At 43.2% G+C, this 26,550-nt stretch carries 23 protein-coding genes, 2 tRNA genes and 1 pseudogene; 14 read left to right on the top strand and 12 right to left on the bottom strand.

Annotated elements, in window-relative coordinates:
* The 13 genes and pseudogenes from HMPREF2573_RS09305 to argS form a co-directional block, all read left to right on the top strand.
* A partial coding sequence (locus tag HMPREF2573_RS09305) for a hypothetical protein (RefSeq protein ID WP_210383687.1) occupies window positions 1–215 on the top strand: 215 nt, incomplete at its 5' end.
* 29 nt (window positions 216–244) lie between these two features.
* Window positions 245–1,759, top strand: coding sequence for a 30S ribosomal protein S12 methylthiotransferase RimO (gene rimO / locus HMPREF2573_RS04205; protein ID WP_152699214.1), 1,515 nt, complete (start codon window positions 245–247; stop codon window positions 1,757–1,759).
* 269 nt (window positions 1,760–2,028) lie between these two features.
* Window positions 2,029–2,778 (top strand): YebC/PmpR family DNA-binding transcriptional regulator, encoded by a 750-nt coding sequence (locus HMPREF2573_RS04210; RefSeq protein WP_003656512.1) that lies wholly within the window; start codon window positions 2,029–2,031, stop codon window positions 2,776–2,778.
* Between the two features lie 175 nt (window positions 2,779–2,953).
* Window positions 2,954–4,495: a threonine ammonia-lyase, biosynthetic gene (gene ilvA / locus HMPREF2573_RS04215; RefSeq protein ID WP_070472661.1), complete on the top strand. Its 1,542-nt coding sequence runs from the start codon at window positions 2,954–2,956 to the stop codon at window positions 4,493–4,495.
* A 4-nt stretch (window positions 4,496–4,499) separates the two neighbouring features.
* Window positions 4,500–4,643, top strand: a complete 144-nt coding sequence (locus HMPREF2573_RS09180) for an NgoPII family restriction endonuclease (RefSeq protein WP_003656514.1) — start codon at window positions 4,500–4,502, stop codon at window positions 4,641–4,643.
* An 84-nt stretch (window positions 4,644–4,727) separates the two neighbouring features.
* Window positions 4,728–5,739 (top strand): annotated as a pseudogene (locus tag HMPREF2573_RS04220) (DNA cytosine methyltransferase).
* Between the two features lie 23 nt (window positions 5,740–5,762).
* Window positions 5,763–6,164, top strand: a complete 402-nt coding sequence (locus HMPREF2573_RS04225; RefSeq protein WP_003664820.1) for an RNA-binding S4 domain-containing protein — start codon at window positions 5,763–5,765, stop codon at window positions 6,162–6,164.
* 5 nt (window positions 6,165–6,169) lie between these two features.
* The gene (locus HMPREF2573_RS04230; protein WP_003663786.1) at window positions 6,170–6,670 is read left to right on the top strand and encodes a low molecular weight protein-tyrosine-phosphatase; all 501 of its coding nucleotides are present in this window, start codon (window positions 6,170–6,172) and stop codon (window positions 6,668–6,670) included.
* A 24-nt stretch (window positions 6,671–6,694) separates the two neighbouring features.
* Window positions 6,695–7,771: a UDP-N-acetylmuramate dehydrogenase gene (murB, locus tag HMPREF2573_RS04235; protein ID WP_070472664.1), complete on the top strand. Its 1,077-nt coding sequence runs from the start codon at window positions 6,695–6,697 to the stop codon at window positions 7,769–7,771.
* Window positions 7,755–8,513, top strand: a complete 759-nt coding sequence (locus HMPREF2573_RS04240) for a YdcF family protein (RefSeq protein ID WP_003663782.1) — start codon at window positions 7,755–7,757, stop codon at window positions 8,511–8,513. Before murB ends, HMPREF2573_RS04240 begins: the two co-directional genes overlap by 17 nt.
* A 145-nt stretch (window positions 8,514–8,658) precedes the next feature.
* Window positions 8,659–8,749 (top strand) — tRNA-Ser (locus tag HMPREF2573_RS04245).
* Window positions 8,750–8,772: 23 nt separating this feature from the next.
* Window positions 8,773–8,863 (top strand) — tRNA-Ser (locus tag HMPREF2573_RS04250).
* Between the two features lie 200 nt (window positions 8,864–9,063).
* Window positions 9,064–10,791: an arginine--tRNA ligase gene (argS, locus tag HMPREF2573_RS04255; protein ID WP_003672328.1), complete on the top strand. Its 1,728-nt coding sequence runs from the start codon at window positions 9,064–9,066 to the stop codon at window positions 10,789–10,791.
* 211 nt (window positions 10,792–11,002) lie between these two features.
* Here argS and HMPREF2573_RS04260 read toward each other — a convergent pair whose 3' ends face one another.
* Window positions 11,003–11,824, bottom strand: coding sequence for a ferredoxin--NADP reductase (locus tag HMPREF2573_RS04260; RefSeq protein WP_003663811.1), 822 nt, complete (start codon window positions 11,822–11,824; stop codon window positions 11,003–11,005).
* Window positions 11,825–12,080: 256 nt separating this feature from the next.
* Between HMPREF2573_RS04260 and HMPREF2573_RS04265 the strand changes: the two genes are divergently transcribed.
* A complete protein-coding gene (locus HMPREF2573_RS04265; RefSeq protein WP_070472667.1) occupies window positions 12,081–12,830 on the top strand; it encodes a glutathione peroxidase in 750 nt (249 codons plus the stop codon).
* Between the two features lie 140 nt (window positions 12,831–12,970).
* Here the strand turns inward: HMPREF2573_RS04265 and HMPREF2573_RS04270 are convergent, their stop codons facing one another.
* From HMPREF2573_RS04270 to HMPREF2573_RS04320, 11 genes are all read right to left on the bottom strand, one after another.
* Complete coding sequence (locus tag HMPREF2573_RS04270) at window positions 12,971–14,449, bottom strand: NADH-quinone oxidoreductase subunit N (RefSeq protein ID WP_070472670.1); 1,479 nt, start codon at window positions 14,447–14,449, stop codon at window positions 12,971–12,973.
* Window positions 14,450–14,451: 2 nt separating this feature from the next.
* The gene (gene nuoM / locus HMPREF2573_RS04275; protein ID WP_003659469.1) at window positions 14,452–16,179 is read right to left on the bottom strand and encodes an NADH-quinone oxidoreductase subunit M; all 1,728 of its coding nucleotides are present in this window, start codon (window positions 16,177–16,179) and stop codon (window positions 14,452–14,454) included.
* Window position 16,180: 1 nt separating this feature from the next.
* On the bottom strand, window positions 16,181–18,034 hold the full coding sequence (gene nuoL / locus HMPREF2573_RS04280; RefSeq protein ID WP_070472672.1) for an NADH-quinone oxidoreductase subunit L: 1,854 nt from the start codon (window positions 18,032–18,034) through the stop codon (window positions 16,181–16,183).
* A gap of 6 nt (window positions 18,035–18,040) precedes the next feature.
* Window positions 18,041–18,346 (bottom strand): NADH-quinone oxidoreductase subunit NuoK, encoded by a 306-nt coding sequence (nuoK, locus tag HMPREF2573_RS04285; protein ID WP_070472841.1) that lies wholly within the window; start codon window positions 18,344–18,346, stop codon window positions 18,041–18,043.
* Window positions 18,347–18,401: 55 nt separating this feature from the next.
* Window positions 18,402–19,034: an NADH-quinone oxidoreductase subunit J gene (nuoJ, locus tag HMPREF2573_RS04290; RefSeq protein WP_070472675.1), complete on the bottom strand. Its 633-nt coding sequence runs from the start codon at window positions 19,032–19,034 to the stop codon at window positions 18,402–18,404.
* Window positions 19,031–19,579, bottom strand: coding sequence for an NADH-quinone oxidoreductase subunit NuoI (gene nuoI / locus HMPREF2573_RS04295; protein ID WP_003659463.1), 549 nt, complete (start codon window positions 19,577–19,579; stop codon window positions 19,031–19,033). The genes nuoJ and nuoI overlap by 4 nt, the downstream gene beginning before the upstream one ends.
* Window positions 19,580–20,608, bottom strand: a complete 1,029-nt coding sequence (gene nuoH, locus HMPREF2573_RS04300; protein ID WP_003659461.1) for an NADH-quinone oxidoreductase subunit NuoH — start codon at window positions 20,606–20,608, stop codon at window positions 19,580–19,582.
* Entirely contained in the window at window positions 20,609–23,710 is a 3,102-nt protein-coding gene (gene nuoG / locus HMPREF2573_RS04305) for an NADH-quinone oxidoreductase subunit NuoG (protein WP_070472678.1), read from the bottom strand.
* Between the two features lies 1 nt (window position 23,711).
* Complete coding sequence (gene nuoF / locus HMPREF2573_RS04310) at window positions 23,712–25,130, bottom strand: NADH-quinone oxidoreductase subunit NuoF (RefSeq protein ID WP_070472681.1); 1,419 nt, start codon at window positions 25,128–25,130, stop codon at window positions 23,712–23,714.
* Entirely contained in the window at window positions 25,127–25,636 is a 510-nt protein-coding gene (nuoE, locus tag HMPREF2573_RS04315; RefSeq protein WP_003671579.1) for an NADH-quinone oxidoreductase subunit NuoE, read from the bottom strand. Before nuoE ends, nuoF begins: the two co-directional genes overlap by 4 nt.
* A 114-nt stretch (window positions 25,637–25,750) precedes the next feature.
* On the bottom strand, window positions 25,751–26,518 hold the full coding sequence (locus HMPREF2573_RS04320; RefSeq protein WP_070472684.1) for a sulfite exporter TauE/SafE family protein: 768 nt from the start codon (window positions 26,516–26,518) through the stop codon (window positions 25,751–25,753).
* Between the last annotated feature and the right edge of the window lie 32 nt (window positions 26,519–26,550).

A 26,550-nucleotide genomic window follows, 5' to 3' on the forward strand; every position in this document is an offset into this window, starting at 1 on the left:
CGGGTTCGAGCCCCGTCCGCTGCGCCATTTTTAGTGTAGCTTTTATGAGCTTTTCACTTTCTCCCCAAGTCTCCCCTGGCTTGGGGATTTTTTCTTTGATGGCAAATATCGGTCGGTATGGTCAGCACACCCAATACCACCTACACCAAGCCAAATTCAGATGCCCAATAAAGGCAGTTGTGCTAAACTATGATGATTTTTACCAGCTATTTTAATTCGCCAGTATCATTCGAGCCAAACAACTATGTCAAGCCCAATCGTATTTCATCCAAAAACAGTTCACCCAAAAACCAACAACCAAAACACACCACTGCCCAGCGAACCTGCCTATCATCACAAGGCAAACCATAACCAAAACCGCAGTATCGACCAAAGCGGTGCAGTGGCGACATCCACATTAAATGACACTCCAAAAATTGGCTTTGTATCACTCGGCTGCCCTAAGGCGTTGGTGGACAGTGAACGCATCATCACAGAGCTGACTTATGAGGGTTATCAAGTTGCCAATGATTATGATGGTGCAGATTTGGTCGTGGTGAATACCTGTGGATTTATTGAGTCAGCGGTACAAGAATCTTTGGATGCCATTGGTGAAGCGATTAATAAAAATGGCAAAGTGATTGTTACAGGTTGTTTGGGTAAAGACGCCGAAAAAATTCGCACCATGCACCCTGCCGTTTTGGCGGTTACAGGTGCTCATGCTTATGAAGAGGTCATTTCTGCGGTCAATCATCATGTACCAAAACCGATCAAATCAAAAGAATACGACCCAAAAATTGATTTGATTAATGATGCAGGCATCAAACTTACGCCCAAACACTATGCCTATGTAAAAATTTCTGAAGGGTGTAATCATCGCTGCACTTTTTGCATTATCCCATCGCTGCGTGGCGATTTGGTCAGTCGTCCAATAGACAGCGTCATGAAAGAAGCGGTTGCACTTAAAAAATCAGGCGTCAAAGAACTTTTGGTCATCTCTCAAGATACCTCAGCTTATGGCGTGGATTTAAAATATAAAACTGTATTTTGGGAAGGTTGGCCGCTTAAGTCTAAATTTTATGATATGTGTGAGGCGATGTCAAAATTAGGCATTTGGGTACGACTGCACTATGTTTATCCTTACCCACATGTGGATGCAGTCGTTCAAATTATGGCGGACAGCATGACAGCTTCTGCTGGCATGGGAGGTTTATTGCCCTATTTGGACATTCCATTTCAGCATGCCAGTCCCAATGTACTAAAAGCCATGAAGCGTCCAGCGATGAGCGAAAATACTTTAGAGCGTATTCAAGCATGGCGTGCCATTTGCCCTGATATCGTCATACGCTCAACTTTTGTGGTAGGCTTTCCTGGTGAAACCGACGAAGATTTTGAGTATCTGCTTGACTGGCTGACCAAGGCTCGCTTGGATCGTGTTGGCTGCTTTACTTATTCAGAGATTGAAGGTGCGGTGGCAAACGATTTACCCAATCCTGTGCCTGAATCAGTCAAACAATCTCGTTATGAACGCTTGATGGCATTACAACAAAAAATCAGTGCCGAAAAACTTGCCGAAAAAGTCGGTAAGACATTGGTTGTTTTGGTTGATGAGATTGATACAGAAGAAAATATTGCCATTTGCCGAAGCTATGCTGATGCACCCGAAATTGATGGTCATGTCTATGTGGACAATATTGATGCAACAGTCAAAGCAGGTGATATGCTGACAGTCGTGATTGATGAAGCAAGTGACTATGATTTGTTTGCAAGCTTTGGTTAGGTCAGGTTTTGCAATAATCAGCATTGGTTGACAATCAAAATTGGTTAACAATTCATTGATCAGATTTATCCTCTTTTTACCTGATTATAAAGATTGTGATTTTTTAGGCTTATCAAATCCCTAAAAATTTGCTAAAATTTATCTTTTTAACTTTCTTTGATTGTGTGATTGAATCCATCAAAGGCTTGGATAATTATCTAAGTTACCCAAGCCTTTTGATACAATCACTTTACTTTTTAGTATTTTTATTGTTTTAGTAAAGGTGCATTATGGCAGGTCATAGTAAATGGGCAAATATCAAACATCGCAAAGCCAAGCAGGATGCTGCAAAGGGTAAAATTTTTACCAAAATTATCCGTGAAATCGTTTCAGCCGCCAAATCAGGTGATCCAGACCCTGCCAATAACCCTCGCCTGCGTGCCGTTCTAGAAAAAGCAAACGCCGCCAACATGACCAAAGATGTCATCAAGCGTGCGATTGAGCGTGGTGCTGGGGGTGGTGATAATGACAATATGGAAGAGATTACCTATGAAGGTTATGGTATTGGTGGCGTAGCGGTCATTGTTGAAACCATGACTGATAATGTCAATCGTACTGTCGGCGAGGTGCGTCACGCCTTTAGTAAAAATGGCGGCAATCTGGGTACTTCAGGTTCGGTTGCGTATTTATTTAGTAAGCGTGGCGAAATCATCTTTCATGATTTAAGCCTAGAAGATAGCATCATGGAGATTGCCTTAGAAGCTGGTGCAGAGGATATCGAAAACGATGGCGAAAGCCTTTTGGTTATCACCTCGCCTGCAGATTTTGGTACTGTTGTTGATGCACTGATTGCTGCTGGATTGACGCCAAATAGCATGGAGGTTACCATGTCGCCCAGTACGACAGCGGACATTGATAATATTGATGATGCTCAAAAAGTTCTTAAAATGATTGACATGCTTGAGGATTTGGACGATGTTCAAGAGGTTTATACCAATGTCAATTTTAGCGAAGCGGTCATGGCAAGCCTTGATGCTTAAATGATGTTAGATTTGGTTACTGCTGCGTGTTTTTAATTGGTCATATGACCAATAAGGCAGTAACCAAGTCAATGATCCACTTAATACATCTTGATCTTAAGGTTAAATCGTTTTATGAGCCATTAAATTTCTAGTGATAAAAAATTAAAAACAACGGTAGAATAAAGGAATACTCATGCTTACCCCCTATGTCCGTGCCATCTTACAAGCCACTGTTTATGATGTTGCCATTCATACCCCCCTTGAACCTGCCACCAAACTTTCCAAAAAATTTGATAACCACATTCGTCTAAAACGAGAAGATTTACAGCCTGTTTTTAGTTTTAAGTTACGAGGTGCTTATAATAAAATCAGCCAATTATCCGACGCTCAAAAACAAAAAGGCATCATTTGTGCATCAGCAGGTAACCATGCCCAAGGTGTGGCATATTCTGCCAACCGTTTGGGTATTAATAATTTAATTATCATGCCAACCACGACGCCTGATATCAAAGTTCAGGCAGTCAAATCCTTTGGTGGTACGGTGTATTTGCATGGTGATAGCTTCGATGAAGCCAACCGCTTTGCGATGCATAAAGCTGAAACCGACGGCATGACTTATATCGCACCTTATGATGATGAACTGGTGATTGCAGGACAAGGAACTATTGGGCTTGAGCTGACACAGCAGTGGCGTAATATTGATTATGTATTTATTGCTTGTGGTGGCGGCGGTCTGTTGGCGGGCGTAGCAGCTTTTTTAGGAGAAGTTGCACCACATATTAAGGTGGTTGCTGTTGAGCCTGAAGGTGCAGCTTGCCTAAAAGCCGCCCTAGCATCCAATAAGCGTGTCCGCCTACCGCAGGTATCTTTATTTGCTGATGGCGTAGCAGTTGCCCAAATTGGCGAGCTGCCTTATCAAATTGCCAAATTATCAAAATCTGATGGCTCAGGTACTGTGATTGAGCCTGAAGTGGTCACTTGTACTAACGATGAAATCTGTGCAGCCATCAAAGATATTTTTGAAGAAAATCGCTCCATTGTTGAGACGGCAGGTGCTTTATCGGTAGCAGGTATGAAAAAATTTATCCAAACGCACAACCTAAGTGGCAAAAACTGCGTTGCCATCATCTCGGGTGCAAACATGAACTTTGACCGCTTGCGTTATATTGCTGAGCGAACCGAAATCGGTGAACAAAAAGAAGCAATTTTTGCGGTACAATTGCCTGAAAAAACTGGTGCATTTTTGGATTTTTGTCGTGTACTACAAGGTCGAAATATCACTGAATTTAATTATCGTATGGACGCCACTAACCCCAATACTGCCCATGTTTTTGTTGGTATCGGACTAAAAGAAGGTCAAAAAGAACGCATCTTAATTAGCGATACTTTGGTAAAAAACGGCTATACAGCTTATGACTTAACCGATGATGAGGCGGCCAAAACACACATTCGTTACTTAATTGGGGGGCATGCCAATCTAGAAGATGAGCGATTATTTAGAGTGATTTTTCCTGAACGGCCCGGTGCACTACTCAATTTTTTAGAAAAATTGGGTCAAGATTTCAATATTACCCTATTTCATTATCGAAATCATGGTGCTGCCGAAGGACGAATTTTGGTAGGATTACAGGCCAGCCATAGTAATAGCCGCCAAATTCTAGATGCACTTACTGATATTGGCTACGAATGTCAAGGTTTGACAGAAGATGTGGGCTATCAGCTATTTTTGAAGTAATATTATGAATATTATTAATGCAATTTTTAATATTGTCACAGATTTTTCTTATGAACTGACCCGTGATTTACATGGACTCAATCGTGCCAATCAAATGGGTGGAGCATTAGAAAAATGGGTAAAAGATATTTTTGCTAAGTTATATTGATGGATTTAATATTCAAGATGTTTATATCAAAAATCCCAACAATCCAGCTCAATTAAAATCAGCCAAGTTAATTAGTTTTAGTGTATGAATATTATCAGTTTATTTAGTGGTTGTGGCGGTCTTGATTTGGGATTTAAAAAAGCAGGATTTAACATTGCTGTTGCTAACGAATATGATAAAACTATTTGGGCAACCTTTAAAGCCAACCATCATAATACCAAGTTGATTGAAGGCGATATTCGCCATATCTTAGAAGAGGATTTCCCAAACGATATTGATAGCATTATTGGTGGACCGCCTTGTCAATCGTGGTCAGAAGCGGGTGCTTTGCGTGGTATTAACGACGCTCGTGGTCAGTTATTTTATGATTATATTCGTATTTTAAAAAACAAACAACCAAAGTTTTTTTGGCAGAAAATGTTAGCGGTATGCTTGCTAATAGACATTCAGACGCTGTTAAAAGTATTTTAAACATGTTTGATGATTGCGGTTATGATGTTACTGTGAATATGGTGAATGCCAAAAACTATGGTGTTGCTCAAGAAAGAAAGCGTTTTTTTATATTGGGTTTCGTAAAGATTTAGCCATTAACTTTAACTTCCCAATTGGTTCAACTGCAGAAGACGATAACAAAATTACGCTCAAAGATGTTATTTGGGATTTACAACAAACAGCTGTTGCAGCGTTAGATAAAAATCAAACCAATCCCAAAGCCATTAATAATAATGAATATTTCATTGGCAGTTTTTCACCCATTTATATGAGCCGAAATCATGTCAAGGCATGGCACGAACAAGGCTTTACGGTACAGGCATCAGGTCGTCAGTGCCAATTACACCCACAAGCGCCCAAAATGCAAAAACATGGCACCAACGATTTTCGTTTTGTTATTGGCAAAGAGCATCTATACAGAAGAATGACCGTCCGAGAAGTGGCAAGAATACAAGGCTTTCCAGATGACTTTAAATTCATTTATCAAAATGTCAATGACGGTTATAAAATGATTGATAATGCTGTACCGGTAAATTTGGCTTATGAAATTGCCATCGCCATCCATGATTGCCTACAAAACCATCAAGCCACCAACCACCTATAAAATTAAATAAAGTGATAAATTTTATGAATCAAACGAAGCTTACTAAGGTGCGTGCTGATAAATGGCTATGGGCAGCACGATTTTTTCGCACCAGAAGCCTTGCCAAAGAAGCCATCGAAGCAGGCAAAGTACATATGAACGGTGCTAAAATCAAAGTCAGCAAAGAGCTACAAGTCGGCGATACACTCACCATTCGCCAAGGGCATGCGACACGCCTTGAAGAAAAAACAATCATCATCAAAGCCCTATCTGAAAATCGGGGTAATGCTACCCTTGCAGCGACATTGTATGAAGAAACTGATGCAAGCAAAACTCAGCGTGCTTTTATGGCTGAACAAAGAAAACTGCTTAATTTGGCGCGTCCAGACAGCCGGCCTGATAAAAAGCAGCGTCGAGAATTAAATAAATTTAAACACCATTGGTAGCTACTATGACCATACCACGATCGATTCTTTTTGTTTGTTTGGGTAATATCTGCCGAAGTCCATCCGCTGAAGCTGTCATGCGTGCCAAACTGACCAATTTTTTGCCTGATGTTTATTTGGATTCAGCAGGTACAGCGGGCTATCACATTGGCAATCCACCCGATCCACGCGCCATCGCCACTGGTGAGTCACTTGGTTTTGAGTTAAGTCGGCTTCGTGCACGCCAAGTTTCTTTGGAAGATTTTTATGAATTTGAGCTCATTTTTGCGATGGATGACACCAATTTATCAGACTTACAAACTCTTAAAACTACTGCCATGATGCATGCTAATGGTCGAGATATGGCAAAGCTTAGCTTATTTGATCCAGAAGGTCGGTCGGTTGCTGACCCTTATTATGGCGATGAGCAAGATTTTGAGCAAATGTACACCCATCTTCAGCAAATTGCCGATCGGTATATCACGGTATGGCAGCTTGATCATCAAGATTCACTGGCTGCGGATTGACTTATCAAACCTGCTACCGCTATAATGCAACCCATTGCCCATCAATTGACATATTCCATGCTTGACACTTACCAAAATTATGACCTGTCTTCGATGAATACTATGGCACTGTCGTCTGTTGCAGATACAGCGATCGTCATTCATGATGCAGCCGCTTTGCCAACACTTAAGCTAAATAACACTTGGTTTGTGCTATCAGGTGGCAGTAATGTTTTATTGCCAAGCAGACTGCATACCACCGTGCTTTTACCTCGCATGATGGGTAGGCGTGTGCTGTTTGAAGATGACCAAGAAATCATCTTAGAGGTGCAAGCAGGTGAAAATTTTCATGATTTAGTAACCGATTGCGTGCATAAAGGCTGGTTTGGACTTGAAAATCTTGCCTTAATTCCAGGGCTTGTCGGTGCTGCACCTGTGCAAAATATTGGTGCTTATGGTGTACAACTTGACGATGTGTTGGTCAGCGTACAGGTTTATGAATGGGCGAGCAAGCAGTTTAAACAGTTGTCTAAACAAGCATGCCAATTTGGCTACCGTCATAGCATTTTTAAAGATGAGCCAAATCGCTACTTCATTTGTGCGGTGACACTGCGATTACATAAAAACCCAACACGCATTCTAAGTAGCTATGGCGATTTGCACACATATGCAAAACAGCTGGCAAATCATCAAGGCAGGACTGCCGTTACCACGACAGATGTGTATCATGCAGTTATTGCCATCCGCCAAAGCAAACTACCCGACCCAAAAGTTTTGGCCAACTGTGGCTCTTTTTTTCAAAATCCAATCATCTCAACAGAACATTATCAAAAACTGTGCGTGGATTATCCTAATTTGCCATGCTATCTTATTACCAAAACTTTGGTTAAAGTACCTGCAGGATGGCTGATTGACCAAGCAGGACTTAAAGGTCAAGGTGTGCCGCCGATATTAACCCACGCCAAACAAGCACTTGTTTTAACCAATCATATGCCGTTTATTGCCACCCAAGAGGATATCAAAGCCACAGCTGATGTTATCATCGCTGCAGTTAAACAAAAATTTGACATCACCTTAGTGCGTGAACCTGCCTGGATTAATGCTGATGGCAGCTACAACTAACAGATCAAAAAAACGCACTTCCACCATGAGATGTGTGGTATTAAAATCCTTAAAATTTATTGCAGTGGGTAGTACTGTGATACTGATTGGCATAGCGAGTGCCTTAACGCCTATATTTGCCAATCTTGGTGTTGGTCTACTTAATCTGTATTCTGCCCTCACCTTAGCTACCGTTCAAGATGATGCCACAAGTATCGTTGTGCTTGGCGGTGGATTAACCAAAAACTCAGCTGGTACAATCAGCCTAAACCACTTTACCCAAAGCCGTGCAAATGCCGCCATTCATCTGCACAAGCTGTATCCTTTGAGCATTATTACCAGTGGTGCCGAATCCCCATGGCTACGCGACTATTTGATTGAGCATATTGGCAGGACAAAGGTGGTGATTATCAACGAAAACGCCAGTATGAATACTTGCGAAAATGCCGTTTTTACTGCCAAATTACTCAGCCATCATGAGCTATCAACGACAGTTTATTTGGTGACAGATCGCTATCATATGGCTCGGGCGCGCCGTCAATTTGCCAAGGCTGGCATCCATACTATACCCGCCCCTGCACCCCTTGCCATTCGCTCCAGCTGGCAAAACCCTAAAGATAATCTGATCCATACACGCCGTACGATCTATGAACTGGTAGCACTGGCACGAGATATTATCACCCCCCAAACAAATTGTCGTACAACCGATGAAATTAGTATCGAGGAGATTGGTACCCCTCGCCGTCAGCCGAAATTATTTTAATAACTTCTTAGTTTCGCCTTTATAGAAAGGTTTGAGCTTCCATAATCGCCCCATTGGCAATTGGTGTTTAAATATAACAAAATTATGCCAATTTTTATAAAAAATCCTTGCATTTACAAAAAATTCGTCTATAATACGACGCATTGGAAGCTTGGCAGAGCGGTTGAATGCACCGGTCTTGAAAACCGGCGTGGGTTCATAGCCCACCGAGAGTTCGAATCTCTCAGCTTCCGCCATTTTTTATTAATACACCGCTTATGGAAGCTTGGCAGAGCGGTTGAATGCACCGGTCTTGAAAACCGGCGTGGGTTCATAGCCCACCGAGAGTTCGAATCTCTCAGCTTCCGCCATTATTAAAAACCGCCTATCTTAGAGATTGGGCGGTTTTTTTGATTTTGAGTATTTTAGCTTATTTAACTTAATGAAACATACAAAAGCTTGCTTGGCATCATTTGCCAATTAATCAAGATTTTTTATAGAAAATTTGCTAAAATCACGGCTTATTTAATCAGAATTTTTTTTATTTTTATAATTTATCCATAGGCAATCGATGAATATTCAAGCAATTTTAAACGATGAAATTAAAAAGGCAATGATCGCAGCTGGTGCAGGCAGCGAGGTTGAGGCTTTAGTGCGTCAATCCAATAAAATACAATTTGGGGATTATCAAGCCAATGGCATCATGGGTGCTGCCAAAAAACTGGGTATAAATCCACGAGAGTTTGCCCAAACGGTGCTTGATCATTTAAGCATTGATGATATCGCCGAAAAACTTGAGATTGCAGGCCCTGGATTTATTAATATCTTCTTAAAAAATGAGTGGATATCTAAACATGCCAATCAAGCCAATATCAGTCGCACTTTGGGCGTAAATGCCGCCCAAAATGATACCGTGGTGGTTGACTACTCCTCCCCAAATGTCGCCAAAGAAATGCATGTCGGTCACCTGCGTTCAACCATCATCGGTGATAGCGTCGTACGCACGCTTGAATTTTTAGGTAATACCGTTATCCGTGCTAACCATGTGGGTGATTGGGGTACGCAGTTTGGCATGCTCATCGCTTATCTTGAAAAGGTACAAAATGACGATGTCAAGGATTTGGATTTATCTGATTTAGAAGCATTTTATCGTGCAGCAAAACACGCCTATGACAGCGATGAAGCGTTTGCCAAAAAGTCTCGTAATTATGTGGTAAAACTCCAAAGCGGTGATGAGTATTGCTTAACAATGTGGCGAAAACTTGTAGATATCACCATGGCACAATGTCAGCACACTTATGACCGCCTAAATGTTACCTTAACGCGTGATGATACCATGGGTGAAAGCCTATATAATCCAATGCTGCCCAGCATTGTTCAAACACTCAAAGACAAAGGTTTGGCGGTCGAAGATGATGGTGCTGTGGTGGTTTTTTTGGATGAATTTACAAATAAAGCAGGCGACCCAATGGGCGTCATCATCCAAAAAAAGGATGGCGGCTATCTTTACACAACCACCGACATCGCTGCAGCAGCTTACCGCTATCATACACTTCATGCTGACCGTGTCATTTTGTTTACCGATGCACGCCAAACCCTACATGCACAGCAAGCATGGCTCATCACACGCAAGGCAGGATTTGTACCTGATGAATTTGTCATGGAGCATTTTACCTTTGGTATGATGCTTGGCAAGGATGGTAAACCTTTTAAAACACGCACAGGTGGCACGGTTAAGCTTGCCGATTTGCTTGATGAAGCAATCGAGCGTGCAACCACCCTAATCGAGCAAAAAAATCCCGATCTTAGTGCTGAAGAAAAGCGTGCTGTCGTTGAAGCGGTTGCCATTGGTGCGGTTAAATATTCCGACCTTTCCAAAAATCGTAATACTGATTATGTGTTTGATTGGGATAATATGCTGTCATTTGAGGGCAATACTGCACCCTATATGCAATATGCCTATACACGCATTCGCTCGATTTTTGCGCGTGCAGGGCTTGATATGGCAGATATTGGCGGTGAGATTGTGATTCATGAAGATAAAGAGCGAGCCTTGGCGGTCAAATTACTTCAATTTGAAGAAGTGCTATTATTGGTTGCCAAAGACGGTATGCCACATCTATTGTGTCAATACCTATTTGAATTGGCGGGTATTTTCTCAAGTTTTTATGAAGCCTGCCCAATCCTAAGCTCTGATGATAAGACAAAGACCTCTCGCCTACGACTTGCAGCACTGACCGCCAAAACTCTAAAACAAGGCCTGCAATTACTTGGTATTAAGACCGTAGAAAAAATGTAAATTACCTTTTTTCATCCCCTAATTTTCATCCCCTAATATCTTTAGGGGATGATTTTAGTATCAGCCATCTTATTTCTTATTGCTCATGACCAGCATGATGGGATTTTTATTAGGCATTAGCATCAAAATTGGCTATTTTTATGATACAAGCCACGATTTAACCAAATACAAGTTACAAATATAAGCCAAGCTGAGAGCGTACTGGTGGTTTTTACCAATAATTTTCTACGGCAATGTGACCAACGCCACGACGATTCATGCTAAGCCCCTGTGCTTTGAGTGCTTCTTTGGTGTCCTCAACCATTTGTGGATTACCGCACAGCATGACATGCGATTGAGTGTCGAGTGCTACCCCTGCTGTCTTGGCAAGCTCACCATTATTAATTAAGCTTGGAATACGCTCAGATAAGCAGCCAGCGACTTTTTCACGCGTTACGATTGGCACATAATAAAAACGAGCAGGATTATCCACCAACCCCCCAAAGCTTGTTGCCAATGAATGAATTTTGTCTTGATACGCTAATTCACTTTGAGTTCGTGCACTGTATACAAGCACGATGTCATCATAGTACTCCCAAGCATACAAATCCTGTAGAATAGATAAAAATGGTGCAAGCCCTGTGCCAGTTGCTAATAACCATAATGTTTTTGGCGTTGGTTCTTGGTAGCGTGATAGCGTCAAAAACCCAAACGGTATTGTATTAAGATACAACTGATCACCTGCTTGTAAGTATTGAAGCTGTGATGTAAACTCCCCATCAGCCACCACCACCGAAAAAAACTCAAGTGTCTCATCATACGGAGACGATACTACAGAATACGCACGAAAAATTGGACTTACACTCTCAGATTTAGGCGTATCTTGATGCTTATCTTGATAATAAATCAGCTCATCTGCACATAATCCCAGCCGAACAAATTGCCCCGCCTCAAACCGAAAACCCTTAGGTCTGGTTGTCGTAAAACTAAATAAATTGGGCGACCAAACTGTCTTTGATAGCACCGTCAATGTCACTGCTTTGTCATCACTCATGATGTTCTCTTTGTCATTATCATCTTAATCACCAATGTCATCTTAACAGACATTGGACTTTTATTGTGTATTTTGACTGATAATTTGGCTTTAGTCAAATCATCAGTCACGCATCAAATCCAAAAAACTGCCTTGATTGCCTTTAAAATTATCACTTGAAATATTAATAAATATTCTTATATAATAAATATAAATTAAATTAAATACTATCAATTTTTTTCATACAAGTTTTATCACAACCAAAAGGAACATTATTATGGCTTTTAAAGACATGACAGGACAAAAAGTCCCAAGCACTGTATTTCATACACGCCAAGGTGATCAGTGGGTTGATGTTAGCACTGATGAACTTTTTAGTGGCAAAAAAGTCGTGGTTTTTTCATTGCCGGGTGCCTTTACGCCGACTTGTTCATCAACGCATCTGCCTCGTTATAATGAATTGGCGGATGAATTTAAAAAACTGGGCATTGATGATATTTTGTGCGTATCGGTGAATGATACCTTTGTGATGAATGCTTGGGCAGACGACCAAGAAAGTGACAAGATCACTTTAATCCCAGATGGTAATGGTGAGTTTACCGAAGGTATGAATCGTTTGGTTAGCAAAGAAGATTTGGGCTTTGGTAAGCGTTCATGGCGTTATTCGATGCTTGTTGATGATGGCATGATTGTCAAAATCTTTGATGAGCCTGAAAAAGATGGCGATCCGTTTGAGGTTTCTGATGCTGATACCATGATCAAATTTTTAAATCCAGATTGGGAAGATAAGCCGTCTGTAACCATTATTACCAAGCCTGGTTGTGATTTTTGTGCCAAGGCTAAAGAGGCTTTAAAATCTCATGGTGTTGCATATGAAGAAGTTGTACTTGGCCGAGATGCCAGCATGACAAGTGTTCGTGCCATCACTGGCCATGAGACAGTGCCACAAGTCTTTGTTGGTGGCAAACGCATCGGCGGTTCAGAAGAACTTGAAACTTATTTGGCAAGTGATGCTTGTGCCGTTTAATTTTCTGACGATGCGATAAAAAGGGCTTATGATTAAGCTCTTTTTTTATTGTCAAGGTTTAACTTGATATGACCAAGATTGGCATAAATGTAAATCAGCACTCATTTGGGTGCTGATTTACTGATAAATCGTAATCTTTATTACAACATCACTGCTCGGGCAGCCATTTGCATCATTGCTTCTGGTAGTACGCCAAAGATAACGATAAGTGCAGTGATAATCATCGCCATGACTCCGCCTGCCTTAACGCCCCAATGTTGATGTGCATCAAACTCAAGATTGACTTTGGGTTTTTGGTACAGATTGACCAAAATACGCAAATAATAATACAAACCGATGGCACTACCCAAAATAATCATACCAGCCGCCAAGAAGTGCATGCCTTGTACAGCCGCAAAGAATATGGTAAATTTGGTAACAAATCCTGCCGTCAGAGGAATACCTGCCAATGATAGTAGCATCACAGTCAGTACCGCCGTTAGAACGGGACGACGCCAAAATAACCCTTGATAAAAACGCAGGTCATCAGCTTCGCCACTGATAGAAGTGCGTCCACGCTCACGATATGGGCTTGACATCAGTGTGATCACCCCAAACGCTCCAATAGATGTCAGTGCATAAACTGCCATATACATACTCACCAAAGGCAAGCTACCTGCACCGATTGATAAAAGTGCTGTCAATGCATAGCCAATATGTGCAATCGAAGAATAAGCAAGCATACGCTTAATGTTATTTTGGTGGATTGCAAGCAAGTTACCCATTAAAATAGACAAAACAATGACAACAATCAAAATCGTCTCAAAAGCTGGCATGGCAGTAAACATACTACCCACAAAGAATCTAAGTGCAAGTGCCATCATTGCCACTTTACTCACACTTGCTAAAAAAGCAGCGATTGGTGCTGGTGCACCTTCATAGACATCTGACACCCATGAATGAAATGGTGCTGCTGATAATTTAAATGCTGCAGCTGCCAACATCATGACCACCCCAGCCACACTTAAGCCTGACAAATTACCAATCAAAAGATTTCTTGCCAAATCTTTGAATAATAAAGTACCTGCATCAGCAAAAATCAACGCCATGCCCATCAGCAAGGTGGCAGAGGCGGTGGCGGACATGATAAGGTATTTTAAACCCGACTCAAGTGATCGAGAACGCAAGAAGGTGTATGCTAACATACCATACATCGGTACAGACAACAGCTCAAGCGACATAAAAAATGCCGCCAAATGCGCTGCACCTGTCATTAGCATTGCCCCTAGCGTAGAGATTAGCATAATCAAATACAGTTCATCTTTATGATCTTGTAAGGTCTCAAAATAGCCGTATGCTAATGTACAGCAAGCCAATGCTGCAATCAAAATCACACCCATATTGAAAATTGCAAAACCATCAAAGATAAACAATTCGCCAAAAGATACGCCTGCAGGCACTAAGCCTAAGGCTTGGGAAATAACTGCCAGCAACGCCATATTTAGACCTACGACGCTGAGTGTTGCCGCCCAAAAATGAGAACGCTTGACAGCAATGGTAATCATTACGATGAGCGCAGTGAGTGCCACGATCACAGCAGGCAGTATTGATAAAATAGATTCAAAAATCATCGGATTCATGATTATTCCCCCTGCTTGGTTTGGTGATCGTGATGATGGCCATCAGAGCCTTTGTGATGATGTATACCAGCGTCATATCCTTGACCATGCAGCTGATGGTGATGGGCATGCATATAGTCACCCATATTCCCTTCAATCAATCGAATGCCATGCATTGGCTCATCTGCCATGATGACATCATGTGCATAAGCACTGGCAATCCACTGCATTGACCCTTCAGACTTATCCATAACAGGCTGAGGGTACAAGCCAAGCCATACCAAACCGATTGCCAAAGAAAGTAGCAATACCAATTCTCGTTTACCCAAATCTTTTAGCGTACCGTGATTTTGCTTCACCAATTCAAGCGTGGTATTTTGACCAAATAACGCATGATAAATTATCATCAAAGAATACAGTCCTGCCATCACAAGGCTTACTGTGGCAAGTGTGACAAAGATCGGATGTATGGCAAAAGCACCAATCAAAATCAAAATCTCACCAATAAAGTTACCCGTACCAGGTATGCCCAACAATGCCGCACAAAAGAACATCATAAATGGAGCAAGGCGGCGAAACTGTCCCCACATGCCACCCATTACCGTCATATCACGAGTGTGCAAACGCTCATAAATTTGACCTGCCATAATAAACAGTGCTGCACTTGATAGACCATGAGCGAGCATTTGCACCATCAAACCTTGTAACGATACAAGTGTGCCAGCATAAATGGCAAGCACGACAAAACCCATATGCGACACACTGGTATAAGCGAGCAGTCGCTTGATATCGGTTTGGGCAAATGCCAAAAATGCCCCATAAAATACGCCAATCATGCCCAAAGTTATCGCCACTGGGGCAAATTGTGCCGAGGCATTTGGAAATAATGGAATGACAAAACGCAACAAGCCAAATGCCGCCGTCTTAATCAAAATCCCCGCCAAATCTACCGAACCTGCCGTTGGTGCTTGGGCGTGGGCATCAGGCAGCCAACCATGCAAGGGAAATATTGGCAGCTTAACTGCAAAACCAATAAAAAAGCAAAGCATGATGGCATATTCCCAATCACCAAGATTTACCCCTAAGAGATCATGATAATCAAAACTTAAAACACCTGTTTGGCTAAACTGAATAATGACTAATAATAAAATGCCAATTAACATGATCAAGCCTGAGGCTTGTGTATAAATAAAGAACTTGGTTGCTGCGTATTCTTTGCTCTTACCCCCTGTGGCATTATGTCCCCAAAGTGCAATCAAAAAATAAATCGGCAACAGCATCAATTCCCAAAAAAAGAAAAACAAAAACAAATCAATGGCTAAAAATACGCCGATCACGCCGCCTAGTGACCACAGCAGATTAAGATGAAAAAATCCCACACGGCGCTGAATTTCGCCCCATGAGCAGCCCACCGCCATAATACCCAAAAATGCCGTCAACGCAATCATCAGTAAAGACAAGCCATCCATCGCTAAATGAAATTTAATGCCAAAACTTGGAATCCATGGCAGGATAAACTGTGCCGCCCAAGGCAATGTCTCACCGCTGACCGCTGTATCTGTTACCAGTAGCGTATTAAAATTCCCTTGTTGCCAAAGCACTAAGGTCAAAATAAAAGTAATGACCATGCCAATCAGTGCAATCCAGCGTGGCAGGCGATCGCTGATTTTTTCAATTAACCAGCATAAAAAGCCTGCAATCAATGGAATTGCGATCAATGCTGGTAGTATCCAATTTTGTTCTAATGCCATGTTACACCACCATCATCAATGCTAAGATTAAAATAACCGCCAGACCTACACCAAAACTGATGGCATGAGTATGCAAAAGCCCAGTTTGGGTTTTTGTTGTTAATTTATTACCCCATGAAGCACCTATGGCTAAGATATTTATTAGGCGGTCTATTGGGTCAGATTTTAATGCCTTTGTGATGCCCAAAAAGGGTTTAACAAAAATAATGTCATACAACGCATCAAAGCCCAATCCATGGTAACACCAATAAACACATGCTGTGCCAAAGGTAGAATTTGTCCATTTTGTCAAAATTTTGCCTTTATTTATGACATATAAAAAGTAGGCAAACACCAAGCCACAGACAGTAAAGCTAACAGCGATAATTTCAGCGGTATGCTTAGCATCTGTTAGAGTACTGCCCACACTCATCGGTAAAACATTTGCCAAGGGGGGATGGATTAATGCTCCAATTCCTGTTGACAATAGCAGTAACACCACCAAAGGCAAAGCGTAACTTATGCCCTTTAAAGACTCGCCATGCGTTTTTTGCTCTCCAAAGAACACAAGATAAATCAAACGGAAAGTATAAACAGCCGTCAAAAACGCCCCAAACACGCCTGCCCAAAACAGACTCATGTGTCCTGTGGCATAAGTCTCCCATAAAATGGCTTCTTTGGAATAAAAGCCAACCGTTACAAAAGGCAAGGCAACCAACGCCCCACCACCTACCAAAAATGACCAAAACACAAGGGGAATTTTATGACGCAGACCACCCATTTTAAAAATGTTTTGCTCGTGGTGTGTTGAGACAATCACCGCCCCAGATGCCAAGAATAATAACGCCTTAAAAAATGCGTGCGTCATCAAGTGAAAAATCGCCACCTGCCACGCTCCAACCCCTAAGGCAATGAACATATACCCTAATTGACTCATGGTTGAATACGCCAAAATACGCTTAATGTCGGTTTGTGCCAACGCACAAAAACTTGCCACCAGCATGGACAATGCACCAACACCGCCCACCCAATACAGGAGCATCTGGGGGGTCAGCACAAATAAAGGGTGCATGCGGGCAATCAAATACACCCCTGCGGTTACCATGGTGGCTGCATGGATAAGAGCGGAAACAGGCGTAGGGCCTGCCATCGCATCTGCAAGCCAGGTATGCAGTGGAATTTGTGCTGATTTACCAAACGCACCGCCGATAAGCATTGCCGCGATGAGTAGTAGCATGGGGTCATTAACAGCAAACATGGCATCTGCTTTGGCATTGATGGCGGTCATATCAAGCGTACCAAATACAACAAACAGTAAAAACAGCCCAATCGCCAAAAACACATCACCCACACGAGTGACGGTAAATGCCTTTATCGCCGCCCGCCCGTTGGCTCGGTTTTGATAATAAAAGCCAATTAACAAATATGAGCAAATGCCCACACCCTCCCAGCCCAAATACATGAGCAAAAGGTTATCAGCAAGCACAAGCATGAGCATGCTTGCCACAAATAAATTCAGATAACTAAAAAAACGGGCAAATCCTGCCTCACCTTTCATATACCAACTGGCAAACAGATGAATCAAAAAGCCCACGCCTGTAATCACGCCCATCATGGTAACAGACAATCCATCAAGATACAGCCCAAATTTGGGAGTAAAATCGCCCACCGACAGCCATGTCCAAAGTGGCACAGACATCGCCTGTTGCCCTTTTGTCAAAAACCCAAAAATACTGACAAAGGCACACACAGCCGACAGCCCCATCGCCCCCACCCCAATGATGGTAGCAGGTTTTTCGCCAATTCTGCCTTGCCCCATGGTCAATATCAAAAATCCAATTAAAGGGAAAATAAAGGTCAATGCTAACAAATTCATACCACCCTACCCCTTTAATTCACTGGCGTGATTGACATCAAGACTTCTAAAACGATGATAAAATTGCAAAATCATGGCAAGCCCAATCGCCGCCTCTGCTGCTGCCAGCGTCAAAATAAACACAAACATAACCTGCCCATCTGCCTTGCCCCACATGTTACCCCCCACTACAAAGGCAAGGGCAGCTGAGTTCATCATAATCTCCAAACTCATGAGCATGAACAACACATTGCGTCTTGCCATGACGCCAGCCAGTCCAATAACAAACAAAATGGCCGCCAAAATCAGCCCATGATGAGCAGGCACGCCCATATCAGATGCCAATTTGGCGACTTCATGGGCAAAGGGGGTATTTAGAGTATCTACATTATAATTTTGCATCGGCTCTCTCCTGTTGCTCTTTGTCTTGATTTGCCCATGTATTAGAGGTGACATCAGGGCATGTTTGGCTGTGGCTGATGTTTTCATCATCAAGTGCTTTTTTACCCAAATGATATGCCGCAACCAATGCCCCCAAAAGCAAAAATGCCGCCACCTCCACAAGCAACACATACCCTGTAAATAAGCGTACACCCACATCTTTGGCAGAGATGGTATCGCTTTGTAGCTGTATGGATTGGTCTGTGCCATAGCCAATAAAACCAATCAGCACCGCCCCAACAATCATCATCAGACACACAGGCATCGCCCACGCATTGGCGGTAAGCCATGTTTTTTCTTCTGTGGTATCTGTGCCTAGATTTAGCATCATGATGACAAACACAAATAACACCAAAATCGCCCCAGCATAGACAATGATTTCAAGAATGCCTGCAAAGGGAGCACCAAAAAAAAAGAAAATACCCGCCACAGCTAATAATGATACAATCATGGATAAAATGGCATGCACAGCATTGGCGTGCGTTACCACCCTTAGGCTTGCCCAAATTGCCACCAGCGATAAGACATAAAAACCCACCACACTGCCATTTGCCAAAAACGCCTTTAACACATCAATCATGGCAACAAACTCCGCACGTTAACAGGCTCTGCTTCACGCTCGTGCGACCCTTTGGGTTTATCGTCCGTTGCCATGCCTGTTACTCTATAATAGTTGTATTCTGGGTATTTACCCACACCACTGATGAGCAAATGTTCTTTTTCATACACCAGATTTTGGCGGTCATATTCACCAAGCTCAAAATCAGGGGTGAGCTGAATGGCGGTGGTTGGGCATGCCTCTTCACACATGCCACAAAACACACAGCGACTAAAATTGATGCGAAAAAACTCAGGATACCAACGCCCATCTTCTCGCTCTGCCTTTTGTAGGCTAATACAACCCACAGGGCAAGCCACCGCACACAAGTTACACGCCACACAGCGTTCATCACCATCAGGGTCTCGGGTCAGCACAATGCGACCACGAAAACGGGGCGGTACAGGCACGGGCTGTTCAGGGTATAAAATCGTGTCTCTGGGTCTTAGGGCGTGGCTGTTGACCATCCACATGGAGCGTACAATGGTAAACATGCCCACCGCCGTATTTTTTAAAGTTGCAAACATTTAATTCACCATCAAAATCACAAAAGCAGTCGCCAAAAGGTTTAGCAGTGTTATGGGCAAGCACACTTTCCAGCCAAAATTCATCACCTGATCGTATCTGGGACGCATAAGCGAACCACGAATTAGCACAAATAAAGTCATAAAAAACAAAGTCTTAATCAAAAACCAAAACACTGGGGGAATAAAGGGCAAATCCAGATTAAATGGGGCAAGCCAACCCCCAAAAAATAAACAGGTCATGAGTGCTGAGATGACAACCACATTGACGTATTCACCGATAAAAAACATGCCAAATTTCATGCCAGAGTATTCCACATGATAGCCCTCTGCCAGCTCTTGTTCCGCTTCTGGCTGGTCAAAAGGATGGCGGTGGGTAACTGCCACCCCTGCCACACAAAAGGTTAAAAACCCCAAAAATTGTGGAATGACATTCCAAACATCTGCCTGAGCTAAGACAATCTCACGCAGGTTAAATGACCCTGTCATCGCCACCACGCCCATGAGCGATAAGCCCAAAAAGACCTCATAGCTTATCGTCTGAGCCGCTGAACGCAGACCGCCAAGCAAAGCAAATTTATTGGCAGAAGCCCAGCCGCCAAACATCACCGCATACACCGCCAAACCTGCCATGGCAAAGAAAAATAAAATGCCAATGTTCCAATCCGCTGCCCCCAATGTGGGCGATAAGGGAATGATGGCAAAAGATGCCAAAGCACCAAACATGGCAATGGCAGGAGCTAGGGTAAATAGGCGTTTGTCGGCAAAGTTGGGTGTCCAATCTTCTTTAAAAAAGATTTTGAGCATGTCCGCCACCAGTTGTAGCGAGCCTTGCCAGCCAACACGATTTGGGCCATAACGGTCTTGCCACAACGCCAACATACGCCGTTCATACACAATCATCAAGGCCGCTGTCATGACAAGCCCCAAAAAAATAATCAGCGTTTGGACAGTCATAAAAACAAACGACCACCACTCAAACGACCAAGCACCAAGCCATGATGGCACATCAGGAATCACACGAATACTCATTTATGCCCCCACTTTATTCATCGCAAACGGTGCGTTATTAAACCCTGCCTTTGGTGTAAAGATATTCTCACGCTTGATACTTGCCAATCTCTGCATGCTCTTTTGATGGTCAGGCACATAGACAGGCGTGTCCTTATCTGCTTTTTTGACAGTCGTTGGTATACCGACCATAAGCGGTACAGCACCATCAGGATAACCAATACAGCCGTCTGCCAAATAATCCACCACCTCCACAGGCAAGGTAATCTCTGCCCCATGCTGGCTTAGGGTTAATTTATCGCCCACCTTAACCATCCAACGCTCTGCATCATCATGGTTTATCATCCACATGGCAGGTTTGATTTGGCTTGCTACCACAGGGCTACGGCTTATCATGCGTGAGCTTGTAAATAGGTTATGTACAGGCACAATCACCGCACGACCATAAAAAATGCTTGTAGCAACATTTGCATTATCAATATCAACACGCCCAAACACCATTTGCGTCTTTGGCAGTGTTTCAAACAGACGAATGCCCACATCGCCACCTTTTAATCGCCCACCGACTTTATTTTGGTATTTGTTCCATGCTTGTGGGGAGTTCCAGCCTGCTGACCACGCAAAAGGGATAAGGCTTGGATTGGTTTTATCGCCCACATAACCCTCCATTGAAAAAGTCAAACCACTGTCTAAGTCCTTAGGTTGCATGGGTTCGTGAATAGAAATAGGTGAGCGTAACACCGTCCGCCCCGAATAACGGCGTGGCTCACGGGCAACTTTTAGCCCTGTAATGCGATAATCTGACTCTGGGGCAGCATCTTTGATTTGAGCAAGGTGTGGATACTCTACAACCAGCTCATCAATGACATCATCAAGATGGCGCCAGATGGGTTCACCCATCTTGTTTGTCATGGCATTGTCAAGTGCATGTAGCCAACGCCAACTGTCTTTTAGCTCGCTGGTTGGTTCATAATATTTTTTATCATAGCTTGCAAAAAACCGCCCTGCTCGCCCCTCAGCAGAGACAAGCGTGCCATCACTTTCAGCAAATGATGCACTTGATAACACAAAATCAGCTTTATCATGCCATTCATAAGACTGATGGTCTAGTACGATGAGTGTCTTTTGTGTTAATTTGTCAAATTGGCTTGGGGTCAGATTTGACAAATCATGTTCTAACACGACCACCGCCTCAAATGCTTGTGCCAAAACCTCCTCCATCGCCTGCCCACCCAATAAATTCACACCCACGCTATTGGCCTCTGGCATGGCAACATACACGCCTGTTTTATCAGCATACAGAGTATTTGTCTTTAATAGGCGAGATGACAGCTCTTTTTCAAAGTCATTGGGGTCTCGCTCTGTGGTGTGCGTACCGTCCGTTTTGGCATCTTTATCAGGGTCAATGAACTGACGGGCGACCTCATCACGGATTTTGGCGTTTTGTACTTCTATAAATTCACGCTCCACATGGGCGATTTTGGCACGCTTGGCGGTCAAGGTTTGGGCAATATAGCCTGCGGCCTGAACGATTGCTTTTGATGTCAAACTTGTGCCTGTAACAACAAGCGGACGATTTGCCATAATCAAATCATAAGCGATATGATGCGCCAAAAATTGCATCGCCATGTCATCATCAATCACCAAATCCGTCTGTTTTTCTTTGGCAAAAATGGCGTTCTCACTTTTGCCAATCTCATCTAGCGTATCAGCATATGCCTTGATGACATCGCCCACCATAAAGCCCAATTTGGCAATGTCATCTGGTGTGGCAACAGCGGACACTTTGGCAATGTCGGATAGCTTAGTATCTGCCACACACGCCACATAAATCGGACTGTACGCACTTTGTCCGATACGCTTGACAGGTTCAGCAAGCCAATGCTCGGTTTTTAGGGCACTTGCCATTTGGCGGGATTTATTCTTAGCCGCTTGGCGTACTGACAAGGCAACACGGCTTGCCGTTTGGGTAATGTCCTCCCCTAAAATAAACACACTATCTGCCGTCTCAATCTGTGCCAATGATGCCTGATGCACCGCTTCATGGCGTAATAATACCACACCCAATTCCACCACATCTTTGACGGCCGCTCGCTCGCCTGTGCTAAAATTGTTTGCTCCAACCAGTCTTTTTAGGGCAAAATTACTCTCCAAACTGGCTCTGGCTGACCCTATGCCAATCACATTTTTACCTTTTAGCAAGTCCGCCACACCATCCACAGCAAGGTCTGCACTGGTTTTGACAAATTGTCCATTCACCTTTTTAAGGGGATGGGTAGGTCTATCCGCTCGGTTAACATAGCCATAACCAAAACGCCCACGGTCGCATAAAAAGTAGCCATTGACATCGTGATTATAGCGGTTTTCAATACGCCGAAGCTCACCATAACGCTCACCTGCTGAAATGTTACAGCCTGCCGAACAGCCATGGCAAATGCTTGGGGCATATTGCATGTCCCATTTACGATTGTAACGCTCAGAATGGGTTTTATCCGTAAACACCCCTGTGGGACAAATTTCGGTTAAATTACCGCTAAACTCACTGTCAAACTGCCCATCTTCTGGGCGACCAAAATAAACACGGTTATTAGACGCATACACGCCCAAATCATCGCCACCTGCATAATCTTGATAAAATCGCACACAGCGATAGCAGGCGATACAGCGGTTCATCTCATGAGCGATAAAAGGCCCAAGCTCTTGATTGTGGTGAGTGCGTTTGGTAAAGCGGTAACGGCGACGATGATGACCTGACATATAAGTCATGTCTTGCAAATGACAATGACCACCCTCTTCACAAGTGGGGCAGTCATGGGGGTGATTGGTCATCAAGTATTCCACAATGCTTTTGCGAAATGCCTTGGCTTCATCATCATCAACAGAGATGTACATGTCATCGCTGGGGGCAACCATACAGCTCATCACCAACCGCCCTTTGCCTGCTTGATAATCCTCGGCGTTATTATACTGTTTGACGGCACACTGACGACAAGAACCGACCGAACCTAAGGCAGGGTGATAACAAAAATAAGGCACATCAATGCCAAGCGACAGGCAGGCTGAGAGCAGATTATCCGAGCCGTCCACATCATAAGTTTTGCCATCTATATGAATGACTGCCATGTTACACCCCCACCTTGTTTTGTTGTGGTTTTGAGTTGTTCACTTTTTGCTCAAATTCATGACGGAAATATTTTAACGCACTCATGAGTGGCTCCATCGCCCCTGGGGCATGAGCACAAAAGGTTTTGCCAAGCCACAAATCTCGTGTCAGCTCGGAGAGTTTGTCAATGTCGTCCGCTTGGGCTTGTCCGTTATCCATGGCATCAAGGATTTTAACGCCCCACGGTAAGCCATCACGGCAAGGGGTACACCAGCCACAACTTTCACGCTGAAAAAACTGTTGTAGATTTTTTGACAAACTCACCATGTCTTGGCTTTCGTCCACCACCATCATCAAGCAAGTACCCAAACGACTACCCGCTTTCATGATGGGGTCAAAGTCCATCACCAAATCCAAATGCTCATCACTTGCGGTCAAAAAGTCGGTACTCGCCCCACCTGGTAGCCACGCCTTTAAGCTAAGCCCCTCTTGCATACCCCCTGCCAGCTCTATTAACTCTCTTGCGGTATGACCAAATGGCAACTCCCAAAGCCCTGCATCTTTGACACGCCCTGACACGCCCATGATTTTGGTGCCAGGGGTGGTGGATTTGCCCTTGGCTTTTGGCAAATTCAAATACCAATCCACCCCATTTAACAAAATGGCAGGCATGTTGTTTAGTGTCTCAACATTATTCACCACCGTTGGGCGACCCCACGCCCCTGAGACTTGGGGAAATGGCGGTTTGGTGCGTGGGTTGGCACGCCTGCCCTCTAAGCAATTAATGAGTGCCGTCTCTTCACCACAAATATATCGCCCCGCCCCTGTGTGAATATGCAAAGTAAAGTTAAACTCCGTCCCCAAAATCCCATCACCCAGCAAGTGATTGGCAACACACTCATTAATGGCGTTTTTTAAGCGCTTGGCAGCTAGGACATATTCACCACGGATAAAGACATAACCCACGCTCGCCCCAATGGCATAGGCACTGATGAGCATGCCCTCAATGAGCTGAAAAGGCAGACGCTCCATCAATAAGCGGTCTTTGAATGTGCCAGGTTCCATCTCATCGGCATTACAAATCAAATAACGCACGCCCCCATCAGGCGGGGTCATGAATGTCCATTTTAGCCCTGCGTTAAACCCTGCCCCACCACGCCCACGCACATTGGCGGTTTTTATCATCTCGCCGACCTCTTTGGGTGATTTGGTCAAGGCGTTTTTTAAGCCAACAAAACCGTCCAAGGCTTCATAATCTGCCAGTGTCAGCAGTGCATCATGATGATACAGTCGCCATGTCAAAGGGTGCGTAAGTGACGTTGGTGCTTGCCCGTCCGTCAGTCCCACGCCCCAAATTGGCGTTTTTTGGCGGTTAAGCTGGCTTGGGGCAAGTCCATTTTTACGAGCGTCAATCTGTTCGCTGACATTTGGCTTATTCATACATATTGCTCCAATAATAGACCGACCTCGGACGGCAGCACAGGGCCATAAGTGTCCTCATCAATCAGCACACTTGCCCCTTTATCACAATTTCCCAAACAACAAATTGGCAACAGGGTAAACCTGCCATCAGCTGTGGTTTGCCCAAACTCAATGCCCAGCTGTGCCTTAAACTCAGCCAAAAGCGTCTCATAACCTGTCAAATAGCAAGCAATGCTATCACAAACCAAAATCACATGTCGCCCAACAGGCAAGCGATAAATGCGATTAAAAAATGTTGCCACCCCCTCAACATCTGCCACACTGATGCCAAGCATGTTGGCAATGGCGACCACTTGGGCATCATTGACCCAGCCGTTACGCTTTTGCACAAGTTTCAAAGCATCAAGCACCGCCGCACGGGCTTGTGGATAATGATGAATGTGATGATGAATGCCATCAATTTCTTGGGGCGTTAAAATGGCGTGAATGTCCACTTTGGGGGTTTTGTCGGTAACAATTTTCATGGTAACCTTTTGTATTTAAAATTCTAAAACATTGTGCCAATGATTTAATAACGATATTTAATATCAATATTTAATAACGACATTTAATAACGAGTTAAGGCATTTAATAATGAATTAAAGTTTAATTAAACCTGAATGCCCAATTTTTAGAGCCAATACCAATAAAACAATAAAAATTAACATTTTAAAAAAATTTGGGCTAATCTTAGCTCTTAACCAAATGCCAACATACAATCCAATAACAGACAATATGGACAGTAAAAATATTAAACCGTATTCACTCTTATTTAATAACAAATACTGGTCTTTTAGCATATATATTTGAACAATTTTCGCCAAAAGATAGCATAGATTACTTGCTTTTGCGATGCGATTTTTATTCTCTGTTTCACTCAGCAAAAATATTAACAATATGGGGGACATGGCATTGGTTGAACCGCCGATGATGCCTGCCAAAAACCCAAACAGAACCATATTTTTATTATTGGCAACCACTTGAATATTTTTTGCTTTTGCACATACATTTAAAATGCCATTGACAGAATAATACAATGTAATGACTGCCATCAGTAAAAACAGCCAAGACGCTGGAAGTATCAAAAGCAGCTTTACCCCCAAAATGCTGCCAACGACGCTACCGATAGCAAGCAATTTATAGGTTTTTAAATAATAAACAATCTCTTGGTAAAACCCTTTTTTGTTATTGCTACATAGAACCAACAAGCTCATTAACAGGCTTGGTAATGCCACCAAGGCAACAACCTTAGACAATGGCATGATAAAAGCCAATGCGGTTGTACCAAGCATCGGAAATCCCATGCCTGTAATTCCGTGCAGTATGGCGGCAGCAATAAAAACAATGGATTGTATTATTTCTTGCATGACCGTCCTGTATAAATGCCTATTTAATAGCT

The sequence above is a fragment of the Moraxella sp. HMSC061H09 genome (assembly GCF_001809255.1).
In the GTDB taxonomy this organism is placed as follows: domain Bacteria; phylum Pseudomonadota; class Gammaproteobacteria; order Pseudomonadales; family Moraxellaceae; genus Moraxella; species Moraxella catarrhalis.